This window comes from Actinoplanes sp. GCM10030250, from assembly GCF_042666575.1.
GTDB lineage: Bacteria > Actinomycetota > Actinomycetes > Mycobacteriales > Micromonosporaceae > Actinoplanes.
This window is the reverse complement of record NZ_JBHTDO010000021.1, coordinates 154,215-167,103: the sequence shown is the minus strand read 5'-3', so window position 1 is coordinate 167,103 and position 12,889 is coordinate 154,215. Positions and strand designations below refer to the sequence as shown.

At 73.8% G+C, this 12,889-nt stretch carries 1 protein-coding gene; it reads right to left on the bottom strand.

Annotated features, from left to right (window positions below; all coding sequences use genetic code 11):
* Positions 1 to 12,881 (bottom strand): SDR family NAD(P)-dependent oxidoreductase (locus ACFQV6_RS25650; protein ID WP_378030132.1); only part of this gene is annotated, 12,881 nt, incomplete at its 3' end.
* Positions 12,882 to 12,889: the final 8 nt, after the last annotated feature.

Sequence of the window (12,889 nt, the reverse complement as noted above, 5' to 3'; positions counted from 1 at the left end):
AACCGACGCTCATCCACACCCGCCAGCCACTCCTGCACCACACCCAGCGCATCAGCCACCGACTCCAAACCATCCGCAACCACCACCAACCCCGGCGCCAACCGCTCCACCGACGCAGCAACCTCCTCCCACACCACCTCGAACAACGCGTCAGCGGCGGGCCGGTGGCTCGCGGCAAACGTCACACGGTCGATCACCGCGACAACGCGATCAGCGGTGGACAGCACCAGCCCCTCGCCGTGCGGCTTCACGTGGGCGCGGACGGCTCCGGGAACCGGGCCGTAGACGGACAGGCCGTGCAGGGCCGACGGCTGGTCGGGACCGGCGGCGTGGAACGCCCCGTCGAGCAGGACCGGGTGCAGCTCGTAGCCGGTCGCGGCATCACCCGGCAACTCCAGCTCCGCGAAGACCTCCTCGCCGCGGCGCCACGCCCGGCGCACCACCTGGAAGGCCGGGCCGTAAACGTGGCCACGGCCGTCCAGCTCGTCGTAGACGTCGGCGACCTCTGTAGCTCCGGCGGGCGGCCAGGCCGCACCGACCGGCAGCGGCGCGGGCGCAGCGGCGGTCAGCACCCCCGTCGCGTGCCGGGTGTACGGCTCCTCGCCGATCCGTGAGGACACGTGGAAGGTGCGCTCGCCGCCGACCGGAGGGCCGGCCGAGAGCTGCACCAGCACCGAGCCGTGTTCCGGGAGCGTGAGCTCGTGGTCGAGCCGCAGCTCGCGTACGGTGAAGGCTCCCAACCGGCGACCGGCGTGCAGCGCCCACTCGGCCAGGACCACCCCCGGCACCGCGCCGGCGACCGCATGGTCGGCCAGCCAGCCGAAGGCCTTGCGCGAGACGCTGCCGGTGAAGAGCACCTCGCCGGTGCCCGCCGACTCGACAACCGCCCGCAGCATCGGATGGCCGGTCGCCGCCTGTCCCAGGTGGCCGGCGTCGAAGGTGGGCGGCATGTCGAGCCAGTACCGCTGGCGCTCGAAGGGGTAGGTGGGCAGGTCAGCCGGCACGGCGCCGGGCTGGATCCGCTGCCAGTCGACCGGCACACCGGCGGTCCACAGCTGCGCCAGCGCGGTCAGCAACCCGGTGATCCCATCCCGGTCCCGGCGCTGCAGGGCGACCGCCTCGCCCTCTTCGATCATCGCGGTCAATGCCGCGTCCGGGCCCACCTCCACCAGGTACGCGTCCCCGGCCGCCACCAAAGCATCAGCGAACCGCACCGGCTGCCGGACCTGCCGCACCCAATAGGCCGGATCCGTCAGATCCGCACCCACCTCCACCGTGGAGATGATCGGGATGCGGGGTTCACCGAACGTCAGCCCGGCGACGATGTGGGCGAAGTCGTCGAGCATCGGCTCCATCAACACCGAGTGGAACCCGTGGCTGACCGTCAGCTCCCGGCCCCGCATTCCGGCAGCGACCGCGCGCACCTCGTCGGCGACACCGGAGATCACCACCGACTGCGGGCCGTTGACCGCCGCGATCGACACTCCGGCCGTCAACAGCGGCGTCACGTCGGCTTCGGACGCGCGGACCGCGACCATCGCCCCACCAGCCGGCAGCGCCTGCATCAACCGAGCGCGGTGCGTGACCAGGGTGGCAGCGTCGGCGAGGGACAGGATCCCGGCGACATGCGCGGCAGCGATCTCCCCCACCGAATGACCGATCAACACCCGCGGCTCGACACCGAGGTCCTCCAGGACCCGGAACAGCGCCACCTCCACCGCAAACAGGGCCGGCTGCGCGACACCGGTAGCCCGCAACGCCTCCGCGTCGTCCCCGAAGATCACCGCACTGACCTGCGGATCCAAAACTCCGGTGACCTCGTCGAACGCGGCCCGGAACACCGGCAGCCGCGCATAGAGATCACGCGCCATACCCAGCCACTGCGAACCCTGCCCCGAGAACAACAGAGCCGTGCCCTCCCGCAGCGAACGCGGCCCGGCCAGCTCCTCGCCCGAATCGGCCCGGACCACAACACGCCGCTCCAGGGCCGTTCGCGCCCGGAGCCCCGCCGCGACCTCCGCCGGATCTCCACCACGCAGCCGATCCAGCAGGGCCCGCGCTGCCGTGTCCGACTTTGCCGAGACCGGCCAGACCACCGGAATGCCCTCGACGCCCGGCACAACGACGGGCTCGGCAGCGGGCGCCTCTTCGATGATCACGTGGGCGTTCGTGCCGGAGATACCGAACGACGACACCCCCGCCCGGCGCGGACGACCGTCACGCGACCACTCCACCGGCGACGTCAACAGCTCAACAGCACCCGACGACCAATCGACGTGCGACGACGGCTCCTCCACATGCAACGTCCGCGGCAACAACTCATGCCGCATCGCCTGCACCATCTTGATCACACCCGCCACACCGGCAGCCGCCTGCGTATGCCCGATGTTCGACTTCACCGACCCCAGCAGCAGCGGCCTCTCCCGACCCTGCCCATAAGTCGCCAGCAACGCGTGGGCCTCGATCGGGTCACCCAGCGTCGTCCCCGTCCCGTGCGCCTCCACCACATCCACATCACCGGCCGACAATCCCGCCGTGGCCAGCGCCTTGCGGATGACCCGCTCCTGGGACGGGCCGTTCGGCGCGGTCAGCCCGTTGGACGCACCGTCCTGGTTGACCGCCGACCCACGGACCACTGCGAGGATTCGATGCCCCTTGCGGCGGGCGTCGGACAGCCGCTCCACCACGATCAGCCCGGCGCCCTCGGCGAAGCCGGTGCCGTCGGCGGTGTCGGAGAACGATTTGCACCGGCCGTCCGGCGACAGGCCCCGCTGCCGGGTGAACTCGACGAACAGGTGGGGCCGGGCCATCACCGTGACGCCACCGGCGAGCGCCAGGTCGCACTCACCGTTGCGCAGCGCCTGCGCCGCCAGGTGCAGGGCGACGAGCGACGAGGAGCAGGCGGTGTCCACCGAGACAGCCGGTCCTTCGAGGCCCAGCGTGTAGGCGACCCGCCCGGACGCGACGCTGCCGTAGCTGCCGGTGCCGACGAACCCCTCCAGCTCGGCGGGGATGTGCGGGAGCCGGTCGCCGTAATCGCCGTACGCCACGCCGACGAAGACGCCGGCGTTGGAGCCGCGCAACCCGCCGACGTCGATCCGGGCGTGCTCGAATGCCTCCCACGCCGTCTCCAGCAGCAGGCGCTGCTGCGGGTCGGTGGCCAGCGCCTCGCGCGGCGACATCCCGAAGAACCCGGCGTCGAAGTCGGCGGCGTCGTGGAGGAAGCCACCGTGCCGGGAGGCGCTCGACCCGGACTCGGCGCCGGGCCGGAACAGGGTCTCCAGGTCCCAGCCGCGGTCGCCCGGGAAGTGGCCGATGGCGTCCCCGCCGGCCTCGACCAGGTCCCAGAGGTCGGCGGCGGAGCGGATACCGCCGGGGAACCGGCAGGCCATGCCGACGATGGCGATCGGCTCGTCGGCGGTGGCCGGCGTGGTGACGGCGGGCGTGGCGGGAGCGGCAGCGCCGAGCAGGGTGCTGCGCAGGAAGCCGGCCATCCGCGCCGGGGTGGGGTGGTCGAACACCACGGTGGCGGGCAGTCGCGTACCGGTGGCGGTGTTCAGCCGGTTGCGCAGCTCCACCGCGGTCAGCGAGTCGACGCCGAGGTCCTTGAAGGAGGCGCCCGGGTCGACAGCCCGGTCGCCGGTGTGGCCGAGGACGGTGGTCAGGTTCTCCCGGACCAGGTCGAGCAGGGCGGCGTCCTGCTCCGCGCCTGGCCGGCCGGCCAGGCGCAGCGGCAGCGAGGCTGCCTCGGCACTGTTGTCGGCGGTGCGGCGGCGGGCCGCCCGGACCAGACCGCGTAGCGCCGGCGGCAGTTCACCGGCGATCGCGCGGGCACGCAGGGCGGCGAGGTCGAGGCGGGCGGGCACCAGCACAGCCCGGTCGAGGGCGAGGGCCGCGTCGAAGAGGGCGAGGCCCTCCTCGGCGCTGAACGGCAGGACACCGCCGCGGGCCATCCTGGCGAGGGCGGTGCGGTCCATGTGCCCGGTCATGCCGCTCGCCTCCGCCCACAGGCCCCAGGCCAGTGCGGTGGCCGGCAGGCCGGCCGCGCGGCGCAGGTGGGCGAGGGACTCCAGGAAGGCGTTGGCGGAGGTGTAGTTGCCCTGGCCGGGGCTGCCGAGGGTGGCGGTCACCGAGGAGAACAGAACGAACGCAGCGAGGTTCCGGTCCCGGGTGAGCTCGTGCAGGTGCCACGCCGCGTCCGCTTTGGGCCGCAGCACGGTGTCGAGGCGCTGCGGCGTCAGGGCGGTGACGACTCCGTCGTCGAGGACACCCGCGGCGTGGACGACGGCGGTCAGCGGGTGCTCCGGCGCGACGGTGGCCAGGGCGGCGGCCAGCGAGGTCCGGTCGCCGGCGTCGCAGGCGACAGCGGTGGCGGTGGCGCCGATACCGGCCAGCTCGGCGAGCAGGGCGGCGGCGCCGGGGGCGTCCTCGCCACGCCGGCTGAGCAGCAGCAGATGGCGTACGCCGTGCCGTTGCGCCAGGTGCCGGGCGAGCAGCCCGCCCAGCGTGCCCGACGCACCCGTGATCAGCACGGTGCCGTCCGGGTCGAGCCGGCCCGGCATGGTGAGTACGATCTTGCCGGTGTGCCCGGCCTGGCTCATCAGCCGGATCGCCTCGTCGCCGCGGCGGACGTCGAAGGTGCGCACCGGCGGCAACCGCAGCGACCCTCCGGTGAGCCGGCCGAGGACCGTCCGCAGCATCGCGCCGAGCCGGGCCGGCTCCAGGGCGAGCAGGTCGAAGGCCTGGTAGCTGATGCCGGGATACGCGCGCTCGACCTCACCGGCGTCGCGGATGTCGGTCTTGCCCATCTCGACGAACCGGCCGCCGGGGGCGAGCAGTCCCAGCGACGCGTCGACGAACTCCCGGGCCAGCGAGTCGAGGACCACGTCCACCGGGCCGAACCGGTCGGCGAAGTCCAGGGTGCGCGAGGAGGCCAGGTGCGCCGGGTCCACGCCGTGCCGGACCAGCACCTCCCATTTCGCGGGGCCGGCTGTCGCGTACACCTCCGCGCCGAGGGCCTGGGCGAGCTGCACGGCGGCGAGGCCGACACCGCCGGCCGCGGCGTGCACCAGCACCCGGTCACCGGCCCGGACCCCGGCCAGCTCCACCAGGGCGTGGTAGGCGGTCAGGAAGGCGACCGGAGCGGCGGCCGCCTGCTCGAAGGACCAGCCGGACGGTATCGGTGCCAGGGCCCGGGCGTCGGCGACGGCGACCGGGCCGAACGCTCCGGGAATCATGCCCAGCACGGTGTCGCCGGGTACCAGGCCGGTGACCTCCGGCCCGGTCTCCAGCACCACACCGGCGCCTTCCAGGCCGGGGTCGCCGTCGAGCGGGACGAGGCCGAGCGCGAGGATGACGTCGCGGAAGTTCAGTCCGGCGGCGCGCACGCCGATGCGGACCTCGTGGCCGGTGAGCTGCCGCTCGGCGCCGGGGCACGCCACCAGCGCGAGCCCGTCGAGGGCACCGCGGGTCCGTGCCGACAGCCGCCAGGCGAGGGTGCCTTCCGGGATCGCGAGCCCACCGGGAGGGGCGAGGCGGGGCACGTACGCTTGCCCACCCCGGATCGCCACCTGCGTCTCGCCCGCCGCGACCGCCGACACCAGGATGCCGGTGCCGGTGCCGGTGTCCACGTCGGCGAGCACGAACCGGCCGGGGTTCTCGGTCTGCGCGCTGCGCACCAGGCCCCACACGGGTGCGGTCGCGGGATCCGGGCTCTCGTCCGGGGCGACGGCGACCGCGTGCCGGGTCAGCACCACCAGGGGCCGGTCGTCCGGGCCCTCGGCCAGCCGGTCCTGCACAGCAGCCAGGACACGGGCCAGTACGGCACGCGCCCGCGCCGGTACGCCGGTCCCGGCGGCGGGCCCGGTGCAGTCGAGGACCTCCAGCTCGGCCGTGACCTCCACGGCCGGTGTGACGGGCCTCCAGGTCGTCTCGTACAGCGACCGGTGCGCGGTCAGCGGGCCGGTGGTGGCGGCGCGCAGGGCCAGGGCGCCGATCCGGGCGACCGGCCGGCCGGCGGAGTCGGCCAGGGCGACGGTGACCGTGTCCGCTCCGGCGGGCAGGATGTGGACCCGCAGCGTGGTGGCGCCGTCGGCGTGCACCCGCACCCCGGACCAGGCGAACGGCAGGCGCGGCGGGCCGGCCGGGTCGCCGGTGAGCCCGACGACCGGGTGCAGGGCGGCGTCGAGCAGGGCCGGGTGCAACGCGAACCCGGCGGTGCCGAGCTGGTCCCCGGCGTCGAGTGTCACCTCGGCGTAGATCTCCGCGCCGTGCTGCCAGACGTGGCGCAGGTGCCGGAACGCCGGTCCGTACCGGTAGCCGGCGTCGGCGAGGCGCTGGTAGAGCGCGGTCACGTCGAGCGCTTCGCCGGGCGGCGGCCACGGCATCGCGGTGGTGTCCGGCTCGCCGGCGGGCTCGGCGCTGAGCAGGCCGGTGGCGTGCCGCTGCCAGGGCGCGCCGGGCTCGTCAGCCGCGGAGTGCACGGCCACCGTGCGGCGGCCGCCGGCGCCGGCGGCGGCCACGGCTACCTGCAGGCGAACGGCACCGCGGGCGGGCAGCACCAGCGGGGTGTCGATGGTGAGGTCGTCGATGTGGCCGGTGTCGACGCGGCGGCCGGCCTCCAGGACCAGTTCGGTGAACGCGGTGCCGGGCAGCAGGACGGTGTCGTGCACCCGGTGGTCCGCGAGCCAGGGATGGGTCTGCGGGGAGAGCCGGCCGGTGAGCAGCAGGCCGTCGTCGTCGGCGAGCGTGACGACGGCGCCGAGAAGGGGGTGGTCGCTGGCCTGGATACCGGCGGCGCTCAGGCCGGCGGTGCCGGCCGGGGTGTCCAGCCAGTAGCGGGTGCGCTGGAACGCGTACGTCGGCAGGTCGATCGTGCGGCCGCCGGCCGGGAAAGCCGCTCGCCAGTCCACCGCGACGCCCGCGGTGAAGACGTCACCGGCGGCACGCAGGAACCGGTGCCAGCCGCCCTCGTCGCGCCGTAGCGAGCCCACCGCGACCGCCTCGGCGTCACCGAACGTCTCTTCGAGGGCGGGTACCAGCACCGGGTGAGGGCTGCACTCGATGAACACCCGGTCACCGTGCTCCAGCAACGTACGAGTCGCCTCGTCGAACCGCACCGTGTGCCGCAGATTGCGATACCAGTACCCCGCATCCAGCAACGCCGTGTCGACGAACCCACCGGTCACCGTCGAACAGAACGCCACCGCCGAGGTCACCGGCCGCACATCAGCCAGCAACCCGACAAGCTCCTCCTCGACCTGCGCCACCTGCGGACCGTGCGACGCGTAATCCACCGCGATCCGCCGCGCCCGCACCTGCCGGCCCTCACACTCGGCCAGCAACTCCTCAGCCGCCACCGGGTCACCCGACACCACCGTCGACCCCGGCCCGTTCACCGCAGCCACCGCCAGCCGATCACCCCACCGGCCCAGCAACCCACGCACCACACCCACCGGCGCCGCCACCGACACCATCGCACCCCGGCCCGCCAGCACCCCCAGCACCCGCGACCGCAACGCGACCACCTTCGCCGCATCCTCCAGCGACAACGCACCCGCCACACACGCCGCCGCGATCTCACCCTGCGAATGACCCACCACCGCACGCGGCCGCACACCCAACGACATCCACAACCGCGCCAGCGACACCATCACCGCGAACAACACCGGCTGCACCACATCAACCCGGCGCAACGCCACCTCATCCGACAAAACCTCGGACAACGACCAATCCACCCACCGGCCCAACGCCCGCTCACACTCCGCCATCGACGCCGCGAACACCGCCGACGACCCCGACAACTCCACCGCCATCCCCACCCACTGCGAACCCTGACCAGGAAAGACGAACACCGCCTCGGATCCCGCCCAGCGGCCGGCGGCCACGTGCGAGAGCTCCGGCCGGCCCGACGGCCCGGCCACCGCCACCGCGCGGCGGCTCAGCACGGCACGGCCCGACGCCAGCGAGAACGCCACGTCCGCCGGATCGGCACCCGCGTCCAGCAGCGCGCCGACCCGCTCCACCTGGGCGCGCAGCGCCTCGTCGCCGGAGGCGGAGAACACGAACGGAAGCGCGGCCGGCGGCCGGAGCCGGTGCAGGTCGGCCAGTGCCTGGTCGACGCGGTGCTGATCGCCTTCGCCCCGGCGCAGCGTGCCGATCGCGACGGCGGCGACCTCGCCGAACGTCTCTTCGAGTGCGGGTACCAGCACCGGGTGAGGGCTGCACTCGATGAACACCCGGTCACCGTGCTCCAGCAACGTACGAGTCGCCTCGTCGAACCGCACCGTGTGCCGCAGATTGCGATACCAGTACCCCGCATCCAGCAACGCCGTGTCGACGAACCCACCGGTCACCGTCGAACAGAACGCCACCGCCGAGGTCACCGGCCGCACATCAGCCAGCAACCCGACAAGCTCCTCCTCGACCTGCGCCACCTGCGGACCGTGCGACGCGTAATCCACCGCGATCCGCCGCGCCCGCACCTGCCGGCCCTCACACTCGGCCAGCAACTCCTCAGCCGCCACCGGGTCACCCGACACCACCGTCGACCCCGGCCCGTTCACCGCAGCCACCGCCAGCCGATCACCCCACCGGCCCAGCAACCCACGCACCACACCCACCGGCGCCGCCACCGACACCATCGCACCCCGGCCCGCCAGCACCCCCAGCACCCGCGACCGCAACGCGACCACCTTCGCCGCATCCTCCAGCGACAACGCACCCGCCACACACGCCGCCGCGATCTCACCCTGCGAATGACCCACCACCGCACGCGGCCGCACACCCAACGACATCCACAACCGCGCCAGCGACACCATCACCGCGAACAACACCGGCTGCACCACATCAACCCGGCGCAACGCCACCTCATCCGACAAAACCTCGGACAACGACCAATCCACCCACCGGCCCAACGCCCGCTCACACTCCGCCATCGACGCCGCGAACACCGCCGACGACCCCGACAACTCCACCGCCATCCCCACCCACTGCGAACCCTGACCAGGGAAAACGAAGACGACGTCGGCCCCGTCGGCCGGTTTCGTGGCCGGCTGCGGCGCCGGTTCGGGTGCGGCCTCGAGGATCACGTGGGCGTTGGTGCCGCTGATGCCGAATGAGGACACCGCCGCGCGGCGGGCACGGTCGCGCTCCGGCCAGGCGACCTCGCCGGTCAGCAGGCGCACCGTGCCCGGCGACCAGTCCACGTGCGGCGACGGCGCGTCGACGTGCAGGGTGCGCGGGAGCACACCGTGCCGCATCGCCATCACCATCTTGATGACACCGCCGACGCCGGCCGCGGCCTGACTGTGCCCGATGTTCGACTTGAGCGACCCGAGCCAGACCGGGTCCGCGGCGTCGCGCTGCCCGTACGTCGCGAGCAGCGCCTGCGCCTCGATGGGATCACCGAGCGTGGTGCCGGTGCCGTGCGCCTCCACCGCGTCCACATCGCCGTAACCGAGCCCGGCACGCGACAGCGCCTCCCGGATCACCCGTTCCTGCGAGGGCCCGTTCGGTGCGGTCAGCCCGTTGGACGCGCCGTCCTGGTTGATCGCGCTGCCGCGGACCAGCGCCAGCACGGTGTGCCCGTTGCGCCGGGCGTCGGAGAGCCGTTCGAGCATGAGCATGCCGACACCCTCGGCCCACGCGGTGCCGGTGGCTCCGGCGGCGAACGGGCGGCAGCGCCCGTCGACGGCCAGTCCGCGCTGGCGGCTGAACTCGACGAACAGGCCCGGGGTGGCCATCACGGCGACACCACCGGCGAGGGCGGCGTCGCAGTCGCCCTGCCGCAGCGCCTGGCAGGCGAGGTGCAGGGCGACCAGCGACGAGGAGCAGGCGGTGTCGACGGTGACCGCTGGGCCCTCCAGCCCGAGCGCGTACGCGATCCGCCCGGACGCCACGCTGACCGTGCTCCCGGTCAGCAGGTAACCGTCGTGCCCCTCGCCGGGTTCGTGCAGCCGCGGCCCGTAGTCCTGGGCCATCGCGCCGACGAACACCGCGACCCGCTTGCCGCGCAGCCCCGCCGGCTCGATACCGGCGCGCTCGATCACCTCCCACGAGGTCTCCAGCAGCAGGCGCTGCTGCGGGTCCATGGCGGCGGCCTCGCGCGGGGAGATGCCGAAGAAGTCCGCGTCGAACCGGTCGGCGCCGTCCAGGAAGCCACCCCGCGTCGTGTACGTCTTGCCGGGCGTCCCCGGGTCGCTGTCGTAGAGGTCGTCGAGGTTCCAGCCGCGGTCGGCGGGGAAGCCGGAGGTGGCGTCCACGCCGTCGGCGACCAGCCGCCACAGGTCCTCTGGTGAGCCGACACCACCCGGGTAACGGCAGCTCATCGCGACCAGCGCGATCGGCTCGTCGGTGACGGTGCGGGTGACGCTGCCCGGCCCGGCGGTGCCTTCGGCGCGGTCGCGCAGGTGGGCGGCGAGCGCGGCCGGTGTCGGGTAGTTGTAGGTCAGCCCGGACGGCAGCGGCGAGTCGGTCGCGGCACTCAGGCGCCGCCCGAACTCGACCGCCATCAGCGAGTCGAAACCCAGGTCACGGAAGGTGCTGTCGACGTCGACGGTGTCCGCGGTGACATGACCGAGGGTGAGGGCGACGTTGGTGCGCACCAGATCAAGAAGATCTTCCGCGGCAGGCCTTGGTGCCTCTGGCGAAACGGCGTGCCCCGGTGTGTCTGCCGCAACGGCGGGCCTCTTTCCGCCGACCGCGTCGAGCCAGTGCCGTTCCCGCTGGAAGGCGTAGGTCGGCAGCGCGATCCGGCGCGCCCCGGCGAAGAACCCGGCCCACCGCACCGGCGCGCCGTCGGCGTGCGCTCTCGCGACCATCGTGAGCAGATCGCGGCCGCGGGCCGCGGCGCCGGGACCGAGCGTCACGACGCGGGCGAGGTCCGTGCCGGCCAGGTCGGTGTGGATCGGCAGGCGAGGTTCGCGGCCGCCGGGAACGGCCGCGCCCGGATCGGCGGTCCGGGCGAGGGCGTCAGCAAGATCAACAACCCCGGTCGCGTACGCCGCCGCGGGCCCCGCACCCGGATGGGCGAACACCGCGTCCACCGGCATCGCCACGTCCTCGGTGAGCAGCCGGAACAGCGCCACCTGCACAGCGAACGACGCCGGCCCCTCGGTCCCCGCGACGGCCGGGCCGTCGAGGATCACCTCGAGCAGCGAACCGCCCGCCTGCGCGCAGATCTCGTCGAGCGCCGCCCGGAACACCGGGTACCGCTCGTACACCTCGCGGCCCAGCCCGCACCAGCGCGCTCCCGGCGAGCCGAACGCCACGACCGTCCGGCCGCCGGCCCCCACGTCACGCCCGGCCACAACACCGTCGGCGGTCCGGCCCTCGGCGAGCGCGGTCAGCCCGGCGAGCAGGTCGGCGCGGGACTCGCCGACCACCACGGCCCGGCGCTCGTGCCGGGCCCGGGTGGTGGCCAGGGAGAAGCCGACGTCGGCCGGACCGAGGCCGGGGCCGGCCAGCAGGGCCTCGCGCAGGCGGCCGGCCTGCGCCGCGAGCGCCGGCGCGGTCCGCGCCGAAATCACCCAGGGCAGCGGCCGCGGTGCCGGATCGGGTCCGGCTTTTTCGGGGTACGCGGGTGCGGGCGTGTCGCTCAGGACGACGTGCACGTTGGTGCCGCCCATCCCGAACGAGCTGACCCCGGCCAGCAGCGGCGCTTCCGGCCGCGGCCAGGCGCCCAGCTCGGTCTGCACGCGCAGGCCCAGCTCGTCCAGCGGGATGTCCGGGTGCGGTGTCGCGAAATTCAGGCTCGGCGGCAGCTGCCGGTGCCGGATGCTCAACGCCGTCTTGACCAGGCCGACGATGCCCGCCGCACCTTCCAGGTGCCCCACATTGGTCTTGGCGGAGCCGACCCGCAGCGGGTCGGCGGCGTCACGCCCGGCACCGGCGGCCGCACCCAGCGCGGCCGCCTCGATCGGGTCGCCGACCCGGGTTCCGGTGCCGTGCAGCTCGACGAACTGCAGGTCGGCCGGTGCCACCCCGGCCCGCTCGTACGCCCGGCGCAGCACGTCGGTCTGAGCCTCGGCGCCCGGAACGGTGAGCCCGTCGGTGGAGCCGTCGTTGTTGAGAGCGCTGCCGAGGATCACGCAGATCACGTCGTCGCCGTCGTCGAGCGCGGCGGCGAGCGGCTTCAGCACCACGACGGCGGCGCCCTCGCCGCGGACGAAGCCGTTGGCCCGGGCGTCGAAGGTGAAGCAGCGCCCGTCCGGTGAGAGCCCGCCGAACCGGGACGCGCCGAGCGCACCCTCCGGCAGCAGGTTGAGGTTGACGCCACCGGCCAGCGCCAGCTCCGACTCGCCGTGGCGCAGGCTCTCGCAGGCGAGGTGCACAGCGGTCAGCGACGACGACTGGGCGGTGTCGACAGTCATGCTGGGGCCGCGCAGCCCCAGCCGGTAGGACACCCGGTTGGCGATGATGCCGCGAGTCAGGCCGGTGATGGTGTGCTGGGTGACCGCGTCCGGCCCGGCGCCGTAGAGCAGGGCGGCGTAGTCGTCGCGCATCGCACCGACAAAGACGCCGGTCCGGCTGCCGGCCAGCGCCGTGGGCACGATGCCACCGGACTCGAGGGCCTCCCACGCCAGCTCCAGCACCAGCCGCTGCTGCGGATCCATGACCGCGGCCTCCCGCGGGGCGATGCCGAAGAAGCCCGGGTCGAACTCGTCGACCCGGTCGAGGAACGCGCCGAACCGGGCCGGGTCGGCGGGGTCGGCCGCCCATCGGCCGGCGGGCACCTCGGTGACCGTGTCGACGCCATCGCGGAGCACCCGCCAGAAGGCGTCCGGGTCCGGCGCCTGCGGCAGCCGGCAGCTCATACCCACGACGGCGACGGCTCCGGCGGGAAGGGAAGAGAGGGTGACCATTTCCGAGTTTCGCGTCATCGCGCAGA